The 19,732-nt window shown below is 56.1% G+C and carries 16 protein-coding genes; 11 read left to right on the top strand and 5 right to left on the bottom strand.

Annotation, left to right across the window (positions count from 1 at the left end; all coding sequences use genetic code 11):
• Positions 1-164: 164 nt before the first annotated feature.
• The 3 genes from J3U88_RS01120 to J3U88_RS01110 form a co-directional block, all read right to left on the bottom strand.
• Positions 165-620: a DUF6691 family protein gene (locus tag J3U88_RS01120; protein ID WP_207856276.1), complete on the bottom strand. Its 456-nt coding sequence runs from the start codon at positions 618-620 to the stop codon at positions 165-167.
• A gap of 70 nt (positions 621-690) precedes the next feature.
• Positions 691-1,119, bottom strand: coding sequence for a YeeE/YedE family protein (locus J3U88_RS01115; protein WP_207856275.1), 429 nt, complete (start codon positions 1,117-1,119; stop codon positions 691-693).
• Between the two features lie 216 nt (positions 1,120-1,335).
• Positions 1,336-3,210, bottom strand: coding sequence for a motility associated factor glycosyltransferase family protein (locus tag J3U88_RS01110; protein ID WP_207856274.1), 1,875 nt, complete (start codon positions 3,208-3,210; stop codon positions 1,336-1,338).
• A 455-nt stretch (positions 3,211-3,665) separates the two neighbouring features.
• On the opposite strand from J3U88_RS01110, the gene J3U88_RS01105 reads away from it, so the two are divergent.
• The 3 genes from J3U88_RS01105 to J3U88_RS01095 are packed head-to-tail and all read left to right on the top strand — an operon-like array spanning position 3,666 to position 6,910.
• Positions 3,666-4,658, top strand: coding sequence for an NAD-dependent epimerase/dehydratase family protein (locus J3U88_RS01105; RefSeq protein WP_207856273.1), 993 nt, complete (start codon positions 3,666-3,668; stop codon positions 4,656-4,658).
• A 35-nt stretch (positions 4,659-4,693) separates the two neighbouring features.
• On the top strand, positions 4,694-5,797 hold the full coding sequence (locus J3U88_RS01100; RefSeq protein ID WP_207856272.1) for a DegT/DnrJ/EryC1/StrS family aminotransferase: 1,104 nt from the start codon (positions 4,694-4,696) through the stop codon (positions 5,795-5,797).
• 15 nt (positions 5,798-5,812) lie between these two features.
• A complete protein-coding gene (locus J3U88_RS01095) occupies positions 5,813-6,910 on the top strand; it encodes a DegT/DnrJ/EryC1/StrS family aminotransferase (RefSeq protein WP_207856271.1) in 1,098 nt (365 codons plus the stop codon).
• Here the strand turns inward: J3U88_RS01095 and J3U88_RS34900 are convergent.
• On the bottom strand, positions 6,907-7,485 hold the full coding sequence (locus J3U88_RS34900) for a Smr/MutS family protein (protein WP_207856270.1): 579 nt from the start codon (positions 7,483-7,485) through the stop codon (positions 6,907-6,909). The genes J3U88_RS01095 and J3U88_RS34900 overlap by 4 nt on opposite strands.
• Positions 7,486-7,776: 291 nt before the next feature.
• On the opposite strand from J3U88_RS34900, the gene J3U88_RS01085 reads away from it, so the two are divergent.
• The 3 genes from J3U88_RS01085 (at position 7,777) to J3U88_RS01075 (ending at position 9,654) form a co-directional block, all read left to right on the top strand.
• Positions 7,777-8,247 carry a type VI secretion system tube protein Hcp gene (locus tag J3U88_RS01085; RefSeq protein WP_207856269.1) on the top strand — a complete coding sequence of 157 codons (471 nt, stop codon included), beginning with the start codon at positions 7,777-7,779 and terminating at the stop codon, positions 8,245-8,247.
• Positions 8,248-8,425: 178 nt separating this feature from the next.
• Positions 8,426-8,965 (top strand): DUF6939 family protein, encoded by a 540-nt coding sequence (locus J3U88_RS01080; RefSeq protein ID WP_207856268.1) that lies wholly within the window; start codon positions 8,426-8,428, stop codon positions 8,963-8,965.
• Positions 8,966-9,183: 218 nt separating this feature from the next.
• Positions 9,184-9,654 (top strand): type VI secretion system tube protein Hcp, encoded by a 471-nt coding sequence (locus J3U88_RS01075; protein ID WP_207856267.1) that lies wholly within the window; start codon positions 9,184-9,186, stop codon positions 9,652-9,654.
• A gap of 730 nt (positions 9,655-10,384) precedes the next feature.
• Here J3U88_RS01075 and J3U88_RS01070 read toward each other — a convergent pair.
• Complete coding sequence (locus tag J3U88_RS01070) at positions 10,385-11,185, bottom strand: polysaccharide biosynthesis/export family protein (RefSeq protein WP_207856266.1); 801 nt, start codon at positions 11,183-11,185, stop codon at positions 10,385-10,387.
• 457 nt (positions 11,186-11,642) lie between these two features.
• Between J3U88_RS01070 and J3U88_RS01065 the strand changes: the two genes are divergently transcribed.
• The 5 genes from J3U88_RS01065 to J3U88_RS01045 all read left to right on the top strand — a co-directional run bounded on the left by J3U88_RS01065 (position 11,643) and on the right by J3U88_RS01045 (position 19,425).
• Positions 11,643-15,413: a tetratricopeptide repeat protein gene (locus J3U88_RS01065; protein WP_207856265.1), complete on the top strand. Its 3,771-nt coding sequence runs from the start codon at positions 11,643-11,645 to the stop codon at positions 15,411-15,413.
• 24 nt (positions 15,414-15,437) lie between these two features.
• On the top strand, positions 15,438-16,106 hold the full coding sequence (locus J3U88_RS01060) for a tetratricopeptide repeat protein (RefSeq protein WP_207856264.1): 669 nt from the start codon (positions 15,438-15,440) through the stop codon (positions 16,104-16,106).
• 6 nt (positions 16,107-16,112) lie between these two features.
• A complete protein-coding gene (locus J3U88_RS01055; protein ID WP_207856263.1) occupies positions 16,113-16,334 on the top strand; it encodes a hypothetical protein in 222 nt (73 codons plus the stop codon).
• A 638-nt stretch (positions 16,335-16,972) separates the two neighbouring features.
• Positions 16,973-17,482: a YfiR family protein gene (locus J3U88_RS01050; RefSeq protein ID WP_207856262.1), complete on the top strand. Its 510-nt coding sequence runs from the start codon at positions 16,973-16,975 to the stop codon at positions 17,480-17,482.
• Positions 17,483-17,583: 101 nt separating this feature from the next.
• Positions 17,584-19,425, top strand: a complete 1,842-nt coding sequence (locus tag J3U88_RS01045; protein WP_207856261.1) for a methyl-accepting chemotaxis protein — start codon at positions 17,584-17,586, stop codon at positions 19,423-19,425.
• Positions 19,426-19,732: the final 307 nt, after the last annotated feature.

Raw genomic sequence — 19,732 nt, 5'->3', positions numbered from 1 at the left:
CGGAACGCTGTATCCTCGGCAAAATCGTTAACAAAATTCTCATCATATTTTACAAGCGCCACGGCACATGTAAAGGAATTCCCGAAATTTCACCTGATAAGCAGCCACCAAAAGGCGTCAAATCACCTCACACTTTTCTCACAAAACCTCACATTTCCACCTCGCTAACGCACCCCGACCTCTCCGGTTTTGGGTCTCGCCTCGCTCGTTTGGGGCCGTGCGGCATTGCCGACAACCATGCCCAGCGTCATCGCGGTCACGAACACCACCACCCCGGGCGAGAAAAAAGCCAGCGAGGTCAGCGCCGGACCGGGGCAGATGCCGCCAACACCCCAACCCATGCCGAAAAGCGTCGCACCGGCTATCAAACGGACATCCACCTGTTGGCTTCTCGGCAGCGAAAAAGGATCGCCGAAATATGAGCGACCACGCGGCTTGATAAAGCGCCAGGCAATGCCGTTGACCATCAAAGCCCCACCCATGACAAAAGCCAAAGACGGGTCCCAATTTCCGGTTAGATCGAGAAAACCAATCACTTTTTCCGGCCGCGTCATCCCCGAAACCCCCAGGCCGACCGCAAACAACAACCCCATAAAGAAGGTACTCACATATGCCATCATCCGTCCCCCTAACCCGCATTTCTCACAAGGATTGGTCGCGAGAAGCAGAAAGCCTTGTGAGAAATGCGGGTTAAACCCAATCCGTCAAACGACCGAGCACAAAAACCGTGGCAAACCCCGCCGCCATAAAGGTGGCGGTCGCAACCAAGGAACGCACGGAAAAACGCGCCAAACCACAGACACCGTGGCCACTGGTACAGCCGCTGCCCAAGCGGGTCCCGATGCCGACGAGCAAACCCGCGGCGGCCAAACGCGCCAAACCCATTTGCGAAAGATCGGGGATCGCGGCGGGAAACAAAAAGGTCAACAGCAGGCCGCCAACCAGAAGGCCTGCAACAAAAACCAAACGCGGTGTTTGGTCGCCGCGTTCAAACCAGATCCCCGACCAAATGCCGCTAATCCCGGCGATACGCCCGTTGAACCACATGAGGCCGGCGGCAGCCGTACCGATTAAAACGCCCCCCAGCAACGCAAACAGCCAATCTTGGGGTATTTCCATCCGAAGCCTCCCTGTTTTTTCCAAAAGCGCGTTTCCGGCGCACACCCTTGATAGAGCAGGTCGTGTGCCAGGACCGCCAGAGCGAAACTAAAGCCGATAAACACATTAACGTCATAAGGTTAAGTTAATGATCGTCAAAAACAGAACCTGTTTCAACACCACTCAATGAAACACACCGGTTTCACGTGTTTCATATGAAACTCCTGAAACACCCCGCTACGACTCCTGCAGTTCGAGCCGGTTTTGGAACGCATTCAGGCTTTGATTGATCAGGGTTTGTGCTTCCTGAATGCGCGTCACCGCATCTTGAAGCTGGGCCAATTCACGGCGGGTCAAGTCCAGCAACGCATCGGCGCCGAGATGCCGGTCGATTTGGCGGGAGCGGCGGCGCAAAGCGCGGAGATCTTGCAAGCTCTGGTGGCAGAATCCACCAACCAAGGGGGTTTCATCGAGCAGTGTGAAAATCGCTTGGCAATACCACTCGAACCGTTCCTGGAGGGTGCTGAAAAAGGTCATGTCCCGCAAAGGTTGGGCTTCCAGTTTGGCGAGGTCGGTGTCGGTCCGCGCGGCAAAAGTCGCAAACTCGGCGGTAAATTGCAACGCTTCGTCGATTTGGTCGCGGGTTTGGCGAATCAGCTTGCCGAGTGCCGCGCGCGGGAGCACGCCCACCCGGGCGGCCGCACGACGCACGGCTTCCCCCACCCCCGTCGGGCCCGCCCCGTCAAGGCTGTGCAGCAGCGCGACCAATCGGGTCGGTGTGAAACCGGAAAGTGCCGCGCCACCTTCCGTTGCATTGAACAGTCGGGTTGGGTTGCCTTGGGCGCGAAGAACCGCGGCGGCTTCCTCGTACCAGTGAATGAAGGTGACGTAGTGAATGAGGGATGTCGCGGCTTGTCCAAAAAAGCCGGGCACCGGACGCACGTGTTCGGGATCGTAGGGAAAGGCGCGGTTCCGTTCGCCGTCAATATAGGTCCGCGCGCCGGCGACAGCCAAATCTTGGCCGGCCAGCACGATGGGATCGCAGCCAAAAGCAAAGGCAAGCGAAAACGCCTCGGTGGCGACGGAACCACCGCTGTCGATTCGAAACTGTTTGAGTTGCGGCAGAAAACGGGTTTTCCATGCGGTCACCAGGTTGGTATCACTTTGATAAACCAAGGTTTGCCCCGCCGGTAGCGAAAAAAAATCGGGATGGCATTGGTCGGAAAGCAGCAGGCAAACCCGATCCAACCCGCTGATCCCGTAAACTTGAGCCCGGTAATCCTTGGCCTCGGTATGCACCAGAAAGTCGGGAACCAGACCCTGTTTCTCAAGCGCGCGCATCACCCGCGCCACGGCAAACAACAGGATTTGGTCGCGGTAAGGCTTGAGCTCGCTGATGTTGCGTTCCAAGGAGGGACCCGCCGCAAGAATCACGGCCGGCTTGCCGCGCAATTGCCCCACCAGCCCGTCGACCGACGGCAACACGGTGGTCTGCCACAAGGAACGCAGTGAGCTACGCATCACATGGGGGTAAATTTTGGCGAGGGTCACCTGGCGAACCTTGCTCGCCTCCAACTTGGCGCGCACCAGATCGCGGAAACGCCCATAAGCCTCGGGCGCGTGTTTTAGGTAAAACGGCAGCGCAAACACCCGGAAGTTGAAACCCCGATCAAACACTTCTTCCAGGGCCGCACCGAAGGCCGATTCATCAAGAAACAGCCGCAGCCCGCGTTCTTCGTACAGCAAGGGTAGATCCAAGACGTCCAGGGCAAGCCACAAAAGCGCGGGGTTGGGTTCAAACACAAAACGCACCCCCGCCGGCAAGGTGGCGTCGGCCGCCACCAGGTAACCCAGCCCCAAACCGAAGTGCAGGTTCAGTTCCGTCAAGGCCTCCGTTTCCGCGGCGACCAGTTGCTCGGCCTCACGACCTGGATGGTATTTGCTGTGGACCCAGGCGCGGCCGATCCGCACCGTCCAACCTTCTTTTTTGGCGGGAACCAGTTCGCCTTCAAAGGGTTTTTCGGCATGGGCGGCCAAACGCGCCGCCGACACGGGATCGACGCGCCGCAAAAAGGCGAGGTTGTTTTGCCGTCGCGAGGGGTTGGATGCCATGGGTTACGCTCACAAGCCGGCCGCCGCCGGGTTCGGAAAAACGAAGTCGGGGGACCGATGGTGTCAACCTAAAGTGGGTGATCCGGGTGGCGGCAATCCCACAGGTTTTGGCGCGTCTTGTGCCAAGAGCTGAAGCGGAATCTGTTGAGAAAAGCAACCGGGACCGCGCGGGACGCGTCCGTGGAACGTCGGGCGGGCATTTTCTCTGCACGTTGTCGCCCAGCAGGTTGCGTGGGTGCGCCGCCGGGAATCGCTCACTTTAGGTGCAAGGGATAAGGCGATTGTACACGAGCGCTCGCCGAAAAGGGAACGCGCAAGCGATGCACGCGCGCCGCGGGAACGATTTCACCAAACGGCGGCATTTGCTAGAATAGCGCCATGTTTCCAGTCTTGATGCTTTTTTAAAAACCGTTCGGGTTGCAGGGCGTTATCCAGCACCGCGGTAAGGGAACCACATGAGCCGTGAAAAGATTTTGGTCACCGGCGGGGCCGGCTATGTTGGGGCGGTGCTTGTCCCAAAACTCATCAACGCCGGTTACGACGTGGTCGTTTTTGATTTAATGCTGTACGGCGCGGACGTGCTGCAGAGCTGCGATCCAGCCCACCTCGACACGGTTAAAGGGGATATCCGCGACCAAGCGGCGCTAAAAGCGGCCATGGTCGGGGTCAACCAAGTCATCCATTTGGCCTGCATCAGCAACGACCCCAGTTTTGAACTGGACCCGGAGCTGGGCCGCTCAATTAACCGCGACGCCTTCCGTCCCCTGGTAGAAATCGCGCGGGACGCCGGTGTTCACCGCTTTATTTACGCATCTTCCTCCAGTGTCTACGGCATCAAAAGCACGCCCAACGTCACCGAGGACATGCCCTGCGAACCGCTCACGGATTACTCCCGCTTCAAAGCCGAATGCGAAACCATTTTGGCCGAATACCAAAGTGACAGCTTTACCACGGTCACCATTCGCCCGGCCACGGTTTGCGGTTATTCGCCCCGTCAGCGGCTTGATGTGATCGTCAACATCCTCACCAACCACGCGTACCACAACCGCCAAATCAAAGTCTTCGGCGGGGATCAGTTGCGCCCCAACATTCACATCGCCGATATGACCGACCTCTACATCAAGCTGTTGCGCGAGGATAAAACCCGCGTTGCCGGCAAGATTTACAACGCCGGCTACGAAAACCACCCGGTTCGCGAGATCGCCCAAATGGTGAAAGCCGCCATCGGCGAGGATGTCGGCATCGTGACAACCCCGACGGACGACAATCGTTCCTACCACGTGAGTTCGCAAAAAATTGCGCGGGAACTGGGTTTTGTAGCCACCCACACCATTGAAGAAGCAGTCGCCGACCTCAAAAAAGCTTTTGACGACGGGCTTTTGCCGAACTCATTCGAGGACGCCCGTTACTTCAATATCAAAACCATGCAGGCCGTCGACCTGCACTAATCCGGTCCGATTCCGCCCGCGGAGGTTTCCCGCCCATGAAGGTCTCCTTTTCTTATCTCAAGCAGCAATTTGCCAACCCAGAACCCATTTTGGAAAAAATCGGGGCCCTGGTGAAAACCGGCGCGCTAACCCTGGGCCACGCCGTCGAAACCTTCGAACAGACGTTCGCGGATTTTATCGGTGCCAAATATGCGGTCGGTGTGGGCTCCGGCACCGACGCCTTGTTTTTGTCGCTGAAAGCGGCGGGCGTGGGTCCGGGTGACGAGGTCATTACCGCGGTCAATACCTTTGTCGCCACCGCCGGCGCCATCGAAACGGCGGGTGCGCGCATTCGTTTCGTCGACTGTAACGAACGCTACGTCATGGATGTGGCCAAGTTGGAAGCGGCGATCACGCCGCAAACCAAAGCGGTGATCCCCGTGCACTACACCGGCCAACCCGTCGACATGACGGCCCTGACCGCCTTGAGCGAAAAACACGGCTTCACCATCATCGAGGATTCCTGTACCGCCATCGACGGCGAGATTGACGGGCGCCGCTGCGGCACCATCGGTCTGACCGGCGCTTTTAGCCTACACCCGCTCAAGAACCTCAACGTGTGGGGTGACGGCGGTTTGATCACCACCAATTCGGAAGCGGTGCGCGACCAACTCCACCTGCTGCGCAACCACGGCATGAACGACCGCGATACCTACGCCTTTTATGCCTACAACAGTCGGCTGGACAGCCTCCAGGCCGTGGTCGGCCAAGAATTAATCAAAGACGTTTCCTGGATTACCGAACAACGCATCGAGCATGCACGGCGTTACGACGCCGCCTTCGCCAACATTGATGCGATCACCGTTCCCGAGCGCAGGCGCAACGAACGGCATGTCTTTCACCTATATATATTGTTGGTGGAACAACGCGACGCGCTGCTGGCCCACCTCAAAAAGGCCGGTGTCAGCGCCAAAATTCACTACCCGATCCCGCTCCACCTGCAACCCGCCAGTGCTAAGTTGGGGTACGCCGCGGGTGATTTCCCGGTTGCCGAACACCAAGCGGCCCACATGATCACCTTGCCGGCGCACCAACACTTAACTGATGAAGAACTGGACTACGTCATCGCGCAAGTGCGTGGATTCTATGGTGCATCCTAACCAACCGAGGCCGTTATGAAAGTGTCCTACGTCGACCTACCCGGTCAATACCTGCAGCAGCGCCAAGAAATCCTCGACGCGGTCGACGCCACCTTGCGCTCCGGCCGTTACATCTTGGGCGAACCGGTCAGTGAATTCGAACGGCGCTTCGCGGCCTTGTGCGGCGTACAACACGCGGTCGGGGTCGCCAACGGGACCGACGCGCTGATCCTGGCCCTCAAGGCCCTGGACATCGGGCCCGGCGACGAGGTCATCACCGCGGCCAATTCCTGGGTCTCCTCCGCCTCCAGCATCGCCCTGGTCGGCGCGGTCCCGGTTTTTGCCGACGTGGGCGACGATTACAACCTGGATCCCGCCAAGCTCGAAGCCGCGATCACCCCACGCACGAAGGCGATTATGCCGGTTCACCTGACCGGCCGCTGCTGCGACATGACCGCGATTAACGCGCTCGCCAAGCGACACGGCCTGGCGGTAATTGAAGACGCGGCCCAAGCGGCGGGCGCCTTGTTCGAGGGCAAACCGGCCGGTTCGATGAGCGACATCGCCTGTTTTAGCCTGCACCCGCTCAAGAACCTCAATGCCGCCGGCGACGCGGGTGCCGTCACCACCCATCACCAACACCTTGCCGACCGCATCGCCCAATTACGCAATCACGGACTGATGGAACGCAACCACGTCGCCTTTTGGGCCTACAACTCCCGGCTCGACAGCCTGCAGGCCGCCATTCTCAACACCAAATTCGAAAAGCTCCAGGCCGTCATCGAACGGCGACGTCACAACGCATCGCGCTACCGCGAACAAATCGCCGACCTGGTCCAGTGCCCCCAACCCCGCGACAACGCCCGCGACACCTATCATCTGTTTGTGATTCAGGCTGAACGCCGCGACGAACTCAAGCAGTTCCTAAAAGAACAAGGCATCTCGACGGCCATTCACTACCCGGTCCCAATCCATCTGCAACCCAGCAGCGAGGCTTTGGGTTATGCGCGCGGGTCTTTGCCGATAACCGAGGCCCAAGCGCGACGGATTCTCTCGCTGCCGGTCCATCATTTATTGGAAGACGAGCACATCGATTATGTAGCGTCGCAACTGCGTGCCTTTTATCGAAGTTAAGCCTCGCGCAGATAAATCAAAAAGGCGCCGCGGCCGCCGTACGCGCGCGGTGCCTCGGAGTAGGCGCGCACAAAGCGGCGCCCGTGGGTCACAATCCAATGCTCCACCTCGCGGCGAATCACGCCAACGCCGCCTTTGGAGTGGTTGCCCTTGCCGGTAACCACCATAACCACCTGATCGCCTTGGGTAAAGGCTTTGATCACAAACTGTTGCAGCTTGGTTAGCGCGGGCTGCAAACGCAAGCCGTGTAAATCGAGCACCTGTCCCGTTTCCACCGCGCCTTTTTTGGGCTGCTTCACATAACGAATCGGGTTGTTGTGCGAACGTACGACTTTATCTTTATCGGGCACCGTGTTGCCCATGTTGCGCATCGCGTTCAGAAACAGAGATTTTTCCTCGTCGCTCACCGTGTCGCGCGGTTGCGTGGGCACGCGGGCGTGTTCCTCGTCCGCGAAGGTAAACGACATGGCCAGATCCGCCTCGTCAATATCGTCAAGGCGCTGGACCGCCTCCTCGCCCATGGGTTTGACGCCGATTGCCGCCATCATCCGTTCAAATTCCCGATCTTCGCTCACAACATCCTCACGCTTCGAACCATCAAATGAGGCTACCAGTGTAAAGCGGATGGTCTGTTCCGTCAAAAGTTGGGTGGTTGTTCCATTCTGGAACGAAACGTCTGTTTCGAAAACACCCCCTCCCAGCCCGGCGTTTTTCAAATACCGAACAGGGTGTTTGGAATACCAAACAGAAAAACGCAAAAAAGGGCCGTTTTGCATAAAAAAAACCGTTTTTCAGCCTTTTCAAAGCCGGCATACTTTCTGCTCTAAAGCTTCCCGTCAAAAATATTCCAAGAAGGAGCCCCCACAATGACTGTTTATTCCTTTGTACGCTGCGGCAACATTCCCGGCAAAGAAGCTGAAACCGGCCACGAAACCGACATCCGTGTCCATGAGCTGGCGCTCAGCTCAAACCTGCCCGTTTCCGAGTTGGACAACAAAGTTAAGTCCAAACGCTCACGCCAGCCGCTGACCTACGTTTCTGAAATGGGCAAGCACACGCCCGTTACCTTCCAACACCTGTTCAACAACGTCGAAATCCCCGACCTGGAAGTACTGTTCTACCGCCCCGACATCGTCAGCGGTGACATGAACAACTACTTCACCATCAAGTTCAAACGCCTCAAAGTTGTGTTCTCCGGCATCAACAAGCGCAACGTGTACCTGCCCGAAAGCGACAGCTTCCCCGATGAGCACACCACCAAAATGGTGTACGGCAACGTTGTTTACAGCTACAACGAAGACGGCATCGAAGCCGAGGACGAAGTTAACGACCACTAAACCGAGACCCTGAACCGATTAAGGTTCCAACATCGCGACCGGCATATACCAAGAAACCCATAAGCGGTTTCCCGGACTCAAGCGATAACATTCGAAAAAGGCGCTGCATACGCGGCGCCTTTTTTGCGTTTAAACCCAACGCAAAAGACGCACCTTCAATCACCCAACAGGAGAGACCATGCCCTTGATCCTTGAAAGCCGCCGCAAGAAGCCGGAAACCCTCCAACGTCTTTATCCCGACGCGGTGCTCATCGACGTCACCTCCAAGGGTCCCTTGCCCTGGCAAAAGTTTTCGCCGTTTTTTCCCCACGGCGATATCCCCGTCCCTTTTTCATCCGGCATCACCGCCGCCTCGGTAGAGGGCGTTTGGCAGGGGTTAAAAGTGTTCGAAGGAACCGGCATTGATCGCGCCAAATTCGACGTCACGACCATGAAAGGTTTGAAACGTACCGTGCGCAAGTTCGGGCCGGTTCTCGGCCACCAAAAAGGCGTCGACGGCAAGGAACACCTCGATTACATCAGCGCCCGCAAAACAATCTACCTGCCCATGTACCACTGGGTCTTGGAAAACAAACTCCAGGCCGAATGCAACAAACTGCGCCGCCTCGCCGCGCAACACACCGTGCTGCTGCTCGATTACGAAACCAACGCCGACCTAGAGGACCCGCGCAAACCCTTGTCGCATGCGTCCCTGATCATCGCCTATCTAGCTAAATGAGCAGCGCCGCCCGCACCTGTTTGGATTCAAGATAGTGGGTGTTCCATATGGAAACGCGGCAAACACCATCCTGTGACCAAAGACAAACAAGGTGTTTGGATCCGCAAACAAAATCCGCCTCATTCACCCAAAAACCGGTAAGATTCGCCCTTTTCCAAGTTGGCACAGGACCTGCTTTATAGTTTTGCGTCGAAGTTAACTTATAGAGGAGACCCCCAATGACCGTTTATTCTTTTGTACGCTGCGGTAACATTCCCGGCAAAGAAGCTGAAACCGGCCACGAGTGCGACATCCGTGTCCACGAGCTTGCTCTGAGCTCCAACCTGCCCGTATCCGAATTGGACAACAAAGTTAAATCCAAACGTTCCCGCCAGCCTTTGACCTACGTCTCCGAAATGGGCAAACACACCCCGGTTACCTTCCAGCACTTGTTCAACAACGTTGAAATCCCCGACCTGGAAGTCTTGTTCTACCGCCCCGACATCGTCAGCGGCGACATGACCAACTACTTCACCATCAAGTTCAAGCGCCTTAAAGTCGTTTACTCCGGCATCACCAAGCGCAACGTGTACCTGCCCGAAAGTGATCGCTTCCCCGATGAGCACACCACCAAAATGGTGTACGGCAACGTGGTTTACAGCTACAACGAAGACGGCATCGAAGCCGAAGACGAAGTCAACGATCACTAGAGAATTGTGTGCCGCATGATCCCTAATGGATCACCCGATACCGGCTTATCATGAAACTGCTATTGGTTTCCCGGTTGACGCGCAATACAGGAGAAAGCCCCGCATATAGCGGGGCTTTTTCTATTTTGGATGTTGCACGTGGCAAGGTAGCGATTGGCCGTTTTGCTTGCCGGGTCATGGTTCCGCTTGGGGTGGGTGTGGATGTCGGAGGGCGTGATGGGCGATGATGCGTACCTGCTTCACGTGGCCTGATTCCACCCTGGATGAAGGGGTTGCGATTCGGCTGGGTTCCCCGGCTGGGTCCTGGTTCCGCTTTGACGCATTTTTTTATCAAGGATTAGAGGATAGACACCTGGATGGGCGATGATGCGCGCCTGCTTCCGTGGCCTGATTCCACCCTGGATGAAGGGGTTGCGATTCGGCTGGGTTTCCCGGCTGGGTCCTGGTTCCGCTTTGGGTGCTCGGGAACAGCCTCTCCCCGGTTCGGCAGAAGAATCTTGTGGACAGGCCTAAGATAAAGTGTTTCAAGGGGAAAATGTCGCCTCCTGGAAAACGGCGCAACCAGATCACGAAACCCACCAGCCCATACATCACGCATCATCAAAGGCGGAAACATGCAACGCCGAAGCAACCCCATCCAATCGCCAATCCTGCGTTCATCCTGAAATCCTGGTAGAGAAAACGAACACCACGCCAAGCACCCGGGAACCTCATTCCCAAACCATCCTGACTAGGGGACGATCACCACGTCGCCGTGGTTCATTTCGAAATCTTGCTCGCTCCCATTGGTGATGGCACGAATATCAACTTTGAATTCTTGGTCCTTGCCACCTACCTGGCGTTTTACCAGAACACCGCGACGGCGGGCGTAATCCGTCAAACCACCGGCGGCGGCGATGACTCGCAGGATGGTGACCTTGCCACCGCGCGAGAACTCCATCTCACCCGGCTTGTTGACCTCGCCGATGATGGAAACACGGAAGGGTTTTTCCACCGGAATGTTGACCGTATCGCCCGGAAACAGCGGAATGTTGAGATGCGCCTGGGCATGAAACATCAACCGCTCGTAGCTGATTTCCAAGGTTTCCGTCAGGCCCGCCTCAGTTTGACGCATGACAATCACCTTGTCCGAGGCATTTTCGCCGACCCCGCCCGCTTGGGACAACGCATTCACCAAGGTCAGGTTCGGCGAGTAACCCTCCAGACGGCCGGGTCGGTGCACCGCCCCCAATACCGAAATCGGGCGGTAATTGTATTCACTCACCTCAACCAAAACCTGCGGGTTATTAAGGTATTTTTGCATTTGGTTGCTGACGGCTTCCTGGGTTTCGGCAATGGAAAGGCCTTTGACTTTGATGCGCCCCAATTCCGGCAAACTGATGTAACCCAAGCTGTTAACGCGGTATTCTCCCTCAATTTGGGGATAGTTCATCTCGAAGATCTTGATCAAATCACCTGGACCGATGATGTATTCCTGGGCAATAAGGGTGGCGGTCGAAACCAACAACAACGCCGTGGCAAACCATTTCATAAAAACCGTCCTCGTAGCGAAACACACCACCGGAATACCATGGGTCCGGTCACTGATCGGTCGGGCATTCGCAATCGTGATTGTCTGGTAAGGTGGCGCCTATTATAACCGAAGGCCTTTCCCCGCGCGCAAGAACCTCGCCGACGCCCCCTGGTTATCCCTAGCCTTTGAGCTATCTGCTTGATTTCACGCGGGGTGACGCCCAAAAAAGTGCCACATTTCTCCCTCAAAACCAGCAACGACGACCGGGTTTTGGTCTGGTTTCACGGGTTGCTTTGGGCTATAGTTGGGGACACCCTCCATGAGCGTATGCCGCGAATGACCCAAGCGTTTCCCCCGATTCGCACCTGGCTCCTTTTTCGGTAGAGAGGGGCGGCCCCTTGGTTTACCACCGGTCCCCCACCACCGAACCACAATTTGATTCCTTTTCATACCAGGCATTTAGAGAGGTATCTACTTGGAACGGGCACTCGAAAAGCATCTGGAAAAAATTCGCCGCATTCGTGGCAAAGAGAGTTACGAAAAAGCCTGGGCCGCCTTCAAAGATCTGCGCGCCAACTACGAGGAAAGCTACAAAAACGAACTGGCATTCTACCGTGAAGGCACCACCATCGCGCTGCAACGCAATGACTGGACCGAAACGCTCTCCTACTTTAAGGATGCGCTCGAAAACTTTAAACTCGACGATCTCTGCAACAGCGAAAACCGGCTGCCTTTTATCGCCTACGTCGAGGAACACCCCGGCTTTCTGACCGGCCTCGCCAACTTCCTGCTCAGCCGCCAATCCCTCAACAACATCGCGGGTTGGGTCCGGCTTTACGCCGACGCCAACCAACGTTGGATCATCGACCATTGGATGAAAGCAGCCGCCGACCTCCAGGACGAACGTCACGCGGGCACCTACTACGTGGCCGCCGGGGTCGGCCGTTTTGTGCGCGGTGAAATGGAGGAAGCGCTCAGTATTTGGTTCCGCGCCCTCAAAGCACAACCGCGCTTCTTGAAACGCATCATGACCTTTTGCCAACGCTCCGGCCTGCTCGACATGACGCGGTTCCACCATCGCCTACAAATTATTCGCCTGATCATCGCCGCCGGCAAACGCACCGAGGCACTATCGCTCCTCTCCGCCATGGGCCACGAAAGCCGCGACTACGCGCTCAAAATATTGGTCGAGGTCAATAGCCTGTTCCCCGAGGCCGACGGCGCCGACATCACCCTCGTCAAGTTCAAGCTCGCCGTGTTCCTTAACGATTCGGAGATTTTCGACCGCGTCATGGGCCAAGTCTGCGCTTTACCCGAGGACGAACTTTTCGATTTCAAAAAAGTAGCCATGCTGCAGATCAACGATCCCGAGAGCAAACGGCGCGTGTTAATTGACCTCGTCAAAACCTACATCGACAACCAAAGCTGGGAAAGCGCCGCCCTGCTGCTCAAAAACCTCTACAGCGACGATCCACACCCCGACGTCATCGCCCAAATGGAAGCCGTTCTCGAACGTTACCCCATTTTGCCCGAACTCCATTTCATTGTCGGCAAAGCCAAAATGGAAGACAACAACCATGACCGCGCGCTGTACCACCTCACCGCGGTGCGTGAAGTCAGCGAATACCGCCGCCCGTTAACCCGCCTGTTGGAAGACCAACTCAGCCGTAAGTACCACGCCGGTTACGCGACGCTTCTCTACCGCATTGCACCCACCGACAGCCACGGCGCCTCCATGATCGCCTTGTGGCGTGTCTTGGAAGACGGCGAACCCGCCGACGCCTTGCTCGCCGAATTGGACCAACGCCGTCCCAAGGACCCGCCCAGCCCCTTCTACCTGTTGGCGATGATTTTCCTCCTGCTCCGCGAAAAGAAATACCCGGCCGCGCTGCCCGAGGTCAAAAACTTCTTATTGCAGTATCCCGAGCTGAGCTGTGAACTCATCCAGCCCGCCGAAGATCTTTGCAATCATTACGTAACCGACTACCGCGACTTGGTCCGCGCCATCGAACGGGTCAAACCCGAACTCAAGCCGGCCCGCGCCTGGGCCGCGTTGACCAACCACTTTCAAGAAGTCACCGAACGCCACTTCAAACAGCAATCCGAGGAAGAAGAAAAACGCAAAAAACCGCCCGCACCCCAAGCGAGCAATGCCCGCGAAGAGGTGCGCAACACCATTCAGCGCCATTTCCAAACCAACAACTGGGCGGCGGCACTCAATGCCTTGGAGACCTGGACCAAACGCCACCCCGAGGACCTGGCGCCGCTGTTTACGCTGGGCGACCAATTCGCCCAATCACCGACGCTCAAGACCTACTGGCTCAAGGCCAAACTCAACCTTTTGCTCGGCAAAGGCATGTACAGCGAGGCCGTCAAATTGGGCCGCCAGTGCATTAACGAGCCGGCCTTCCAAAGCGATCTACCTGAAATTTACCAACTTCTGGGAACCGCTTATGAAGGGTTCGGCCACCTCGCTGAAGCCTTGCGTTTTTATTGCCTCAGTTCGCGCCAAAACCGTTTTTGGCAAACCAACCGACGCCGCCTCGGCGAACTGGTGTTCCCCGACAATGCCCATTTATTGAAAGAAGTACTGAACCTCGCCCTGCTCCATGAGGACCAGACCACCTGGGAGCCCTTGCTACAAGAATGGCATCAGCACAACCCCCATGAACTGGAACTGATTATTCGCGCGCAAACAACCTTCATGGAAAAAGTCGGCACCGCCCGCGCCATTCTCGATCTGGCTTTTTGGCATTTGCAAACCGGGGATATTGATTCGGTCAACCAGACCTTGGCACGTATCGACCTGCGCGACCCGGAAATTCGCGAGGCACTGATTCACATTACCAGTCTGATCAACCTCAAATTCCCGCAAGATCCCAAGCCGGCATTCCTGCTCGGCCGATATTACCTGGTTCACAGCGAGGTCCCCCGCGCGGTCGACACCTTCCGCAACCTCACCGCCAAGGTCCCCAACGCCGCCGAAACCGTGTACCAATACCTGCGCGGTTACCTGCGCAAAAACCCCGATTCCATTGATGTCGTCCACCTTTACGGCCTGCTGATCCGCATCGCACTCGATTTCGACTTTTCCGTGGCCGCGGTCAAGCTCCTCGAGGAGTTCAGCCATAAAGACAAACCCAAAGCAGAATCCTTGGCGGAAGGCGTCTACCGCGTGCTCATGCTCAAGAAAAAAGAGAACCGCGAAGCCCTGTACGAATTCGCCAAGCTGCTGTTCCAGTGGGGCGCTTACGGTCGCATGTTGCTGGCCTGCGAACAGGCCGAGTTCGGTCGTCACATGGCCCAAGACCGCTTACAGTGGATGCAAACCGCCGCCAAAAACCTCGAAATTCGCGATGAGGCCAAGGCCGGTCAAGCACGCATCTATTATGAAATGCACGAGTTTGAGAAAGCCTTTGAGCTACTGGAGTCCCTGGAAAACGACCGCGCCAAAATGCAGGTCCTCGATCTCTACGTTCTCCTCGCCAAACGCTTCCCTGATCGGCTCGACTTTTGGCACGACGCGGGCTGGATCAGCGTACGCGAGGATTTGGAACAAGCCGCCTTTTTCTTTCGCAAGATTTGGGAAACCCGCGACGCAACACCGCTGTTCCGCCTGGAAGCCTTTGCCCTGCTGCGCGAGTCCGGTGCCAACCCGGACTTCAGCGAACTGGAAGCTTTGTTTGCCGACGATAAAGCCTTAATGTACGACCGTTTGGCCGAAGCTTACGGCAAAGTACGTGAGCTGGAGTTGCGCCACTGGCTGGAATCCACCAGCAACAGCGATCCCAATACCGAAGCCGTCCCGGTCCCCGGCAAAGCGCTCGACTGGCTGCTACACACCGGGCAACACTTGCGCTTCGCCGCGCTGATGAAGCACCTCGAGCACGCACCCGACAATTTGCGCATTTTGCTCGAAAGCAAATACCTATTCTCCTTGGGTGACCGCCTCAAAGCCGCACTCCACATTACCGAATCGCAACTGCCCGTTTCTTTACGACAGAGTTTCCTGCATGCCGCCGGACTAACCCCGCGTGCTATCGCGCTGAAACCGCCGGGCACCCGCCTCCCCAACTTTTTGCGCCAGGATTTTATTGAAAGCTACGGCAAACCCGAAACCATTCGCGCGCTGTTCTCCCGATTAAAAGTGGTCAACAGCGCCAACCGACCCCCGGTCATGAATTTCGGCGACGAAGACGACCCCGCCAACGAAACCCTAAATTTTTCAACCGACTGGAACGGCTAAGCCGAACCGTATCGAGGACGATGGATGATGGACGAACCCACCAGCGACGCGTTAGACCAACTCAACCAACAATGGGAACAGCGCTTTGACGCCTTTGCGGAAAAACTCATGCAGCAAACCGCCACCCAGATGTCGGAGGCGCTTCAACGCATTGAGACGCGGCTGAGCGCCGTCACGGTCCAAGGCGACCCATTACAGACACGCCCCTTGGACAGCGGGCAAATGTCCCCTTCAGATGACAGCCTACAGCTCAACGATTACGGTGTTCAACTTTATTACTGTAACGAGCTGGGTCAGGCGCTTCAGGTTTTAGAGGAGGCAGCGAAAAACGCGCCGTCCAGTGCCGAAATCTGGAACAACTTAGGTGTTGTGTATTCGGCCCTGGGGCATACCGAGAAGTCGATCACCGCCTTTGAGAAGGCGGCCCAAATCAACCCGCACCTGGTTGATGTCCTCAACAACCGCGGCGTGTTGGCCCTGCTGGACAGCACACCCGAGGCGGCCCTTGAGCTCCTGGAACAAGCGGGTGATCTCAACCCTCAGAGCCTGCCGATCCTGCTCAATCTGGCCCAAGCGCACCGCTCACTAAACCAAATGGACAAAGCCATCGAATTGTGGAAACGCATCAAAGCCATCGATCCCTCCAATGATGAAGCGACCCAGTTCCTGCGACAGTATTACCAGGAGAACTAGGCACTTATGGCTGAAACACACCCGCTCTACCACCAAATCCTCGACCATCTGCTGGAACGGGATCGCCGCGAGTTCTTACCGGAAAAAAGCAAACGCCTCGACGTTTGGCTGCAATTCCTTGGTGACGAGGAAAGTGATACCGATATCGTCGACCTGGGTTCCACCCAGAATGGAAGCGAGGATGTTTCGGCCGCCCGTCTGTTCGATTTGGATCGCGGCAAAAGCTAACCCCCGGAAAAACCGCCGGGCCTGGTCCGAACCGTGCTGAACCGTCGCCTAGCCACGCGCCCCCTCTTTTTTCAAAAAGGTTTTCGGCATTGAACCTGCTTTATCAACCCCGCGTGACGATACCCAAGCGGATCGCCAAGTCAATAACCGAAGAAGTGCGATTCTCGGTGATTTTAGCTAAACCTCTGGACTACAACGGCCTGCAAAAATGCGCACCGCACCCTTCGGTGCGGCCGTGCGCGACCCGGCTCGCTTTTTCCAAGCCATCTCGCTCCAGATCTTTAGCAAAAATCCCTCATTCTGATCGCACTTCTTAGGTTTAACCGAGCCCGGCAACAACACTAGGTTATCCTTTATTTAAAAGCATAATCTACGCAAGTGATTGCTGTTTTGCCGGTTAAGTTAAACCTCCAACAAAAACGACCGATAGGGTCTGGTAAGCCGACTGTTTTAGTGAAAAGAAAAGGCCGTCAGGCTAAATGACTGGTTGCGTGCCAACTTAAGTGTAGCTCTGATCGGAAGGTGTGCGGTAGAATCAAGGCCATTCAACAACTCAAAGCACCCAATTTCTTTCCTAACCAGTCCCCTTTAGGACGGTTCTATCTGTCATTACATGATTTCGCTCAGGAGTGTGCCCCATGCGTTTCAAAACCGGCATCGCCAAAATGCTTATGGTTCTTGCATTAGCCGTCGGCCTAAGTACCCCACTCGTTGCTCAGGACCAAGCCCCCGCCAAACTTCAGGCGGCGCTTATCCTCAAAATCCTGGCGTTTTATACGAATTTGGGAGACAAGCCGTTTACGATTCATGTTGTCGGCGCCCCCGATATCGCCAAGGAGCTCAAAGCGCTGGTCGGCAAAACCGCCGGCAAAGCCACCCTTAACGCCGTAAACGAAAGCAGCGGGACGCCCTCCAGCCCCGCGGAAGTTGTTTACGTCGGCAGTGATCCAGGCGGTATCACCGCTTACACCCAATCCAACAAAGTGTTAAGCGTGACCGGCATTCCCAGCTACGTTAACGACGGCGTAACCCTGGGTATCGGCGTCGAAAACAAAAAACCGAAAATAATTCTCAACCTTTCTTCAAGTAAGGCTGAAGAGATTAACTGGAACCCCGCGATTTTGAAAGTAGCCGCCACCATTAACTAGACCCTAGTTTGGGCGGCGCCGCCGCCCTTTTGGTTTGGCTTCAGAATCGGGACGAATGTGCTTATGGATCGCGTATTAAGTTCGTGAGGAAGGGTTGGATTATGATTCCATCGACGATTAAGGCCCAGATTGCTTCGCTGATTCTGCTCTTGGGCGCCATTCTCGTTTTTATGGTGTTTTATTTTCCCAGCAAGGCCAAGGAGCTGGGCGAGAACATTTCGACGAAAAACACCGAGTACATTTCCAGTCTGTTAACCGATAACCTCGCGACGGCCATGGCCACCTACAGCCTGCTGCAGGATGCTTCCGGTGTAGAAGCCGTGCTTACCGGGATCAACGATTTGCAGAAGAAACAAGGTGAACGCACCCTGACCCTCCTCAACGTTTACGATACCGACGGTTTCTTGATTGTGGGCATCAAGGACGGCAAGATAACCAGCCCGGATCAAGCAACGGAGCTGCGTACCAAGTTTGATGAAATGGCACCCGGCCAATCCAAGGACCAACTCAAGGCCCAGATTTTCAACGAGGCCGTAACCAAAGCCAAAGATATAGAGCGCTTGCCCTCAGAAGAGTTTACCGAAATCATGGCGCCCCTTAGCGACGCCGGTTTTGTAAAGATGCAGTTTTCCCGCAAGTTCCTTAACGAATCGGTCGCCTCCAACCGCCAAACCAGCCAAATCATCGGCTTCGGCGGCTTGATTCTCGGCCTGATTGTCGGCTTCATCATTTCGCGCGGCATCATCAACAACATCGCCAAGATGAACGCCATCATGCGCGACATCGCCGAAGGTGAGGGCGACCTGACCAAACGGATTGAGATCACCAGCAAAAACGAACTCTCCGAAATGGCAAGTTGGTTCAACTTATTCCTCGACAAGCTGCAGGAAACGATTCGCCAGATTAGCGACAACGCGAGCACCCTTAACGAGGCTTCCGGGCGCCTCGATAAATTGGCCGGCGGCATGACCACCAACAGTCAGTTAATGAACAAACGCACCATTTCGGTGTCCAGTGAAACCGGCGACATGACCCAAAACATCAACACCGTCGCCACTGCCGCCGAGGACGCCACCCTGAACGTCAACTCGGTATCGTCCGCGGTCGAAGAAATGAGTTCCACACTTGACCAAGTATCAGACACGGCCACCATGGTTTCCGAAAACACCAACACCATCGCGGTTGCCCTTGAGGAAATGTCGGCGACCATCAACGAGGTCACCAAAAATACCGAGCACGCCGCCAACGTATCGAAAACCGCCGCCGAAAAAGCCGGTGTTACCCAGGGTTTGATGAACCAACTGGGCGAAAGCGCCGAATCGGTCGGTCGCGTTGTTCAGGTGATTGATGAAATCGCGGAGAAAACCAACCTACTCGCCTTGAACGCCTCGATTGAGGCCGCGCGCGCGGGCGACGCCGGCAAAGGTTTTAACGTTGTTGCCAACGAGGTTAAAGATCTCTCCAAGCAGACCGCGGAAGCCATCCAAAACATCGTTGAACAAATCAACAAAATGCAGGAAAACACCCAGGCCAGCATTGCCGCAATCCGCGAAATCACCGAAATCATCAACGAACTGAACTCGGTGAACCTGACCATCGCCGGCGCGGTAGAGGAGCAATCGGTAACCACCAACGAGGTTTCCCAAACCACCGCGGAAGCCGCCGCCAGTTTGGAAGAGGTTTCGCGCAACGTGCTGGATGTCAGCCGGGCCGCGCGGGATATTTCGGCAAACTCCTCTTCCCTTGCCAATTTGATTCATGACATCAGCGACAAAGCCAAGGACACGGCGCAAGGCGCGCAGGTCGTCACCAAAAACACCCAAGACCTTTCCTCTTCCGTGACCGAGGTTTACCACGGTTCTTCCTCGGTCAACGATCAGTCCAAAGAGCTGTCCGGTTTGGCCGGAAAGCTGCAAGACTTGGTCATGCAGTTCCGCATCTAGTCGCCCTGTCCGCGACCTTTTCCAACGATGCCTGTTCACAGGGGTAACGACCTGACGGCCCCAAACCAAAAGGGGCCGCCATCGTCGCCGCTCGCCAGGATGTCGCCGAGCGCACTGCTTTCGCCAACTCAAGCTTTTCCTTGTGAAAATTTTACCTTTTTTCGCAACCAACCGTCGATTGCATGGATAAACCGGGTTATGCTTCGATATGGGTCGTTGCCCCGGCATCGACCCACCTTGATGTCCCTTGTCGCTTCACGGCACGACGCGTTACGGCGCGCCGATTTTCACGCAAAACACCGGGGTT

The sequence above is a fragment of the Acanthopleuribacter pedis genome (assembly GCF_017377855.1).
Lineage (GTDB): Bacteria > Acidobacteriota > Holophagae > Acanthopleuribacterales > Acanthopleuribacteraceae > Acanthopleuribacter > Acanthopleuribacter pedis.
Note: the sequence above shows the minus strand (reverse complement) of the source record. Positions and strands in the feature narration are given on the sequence as shown.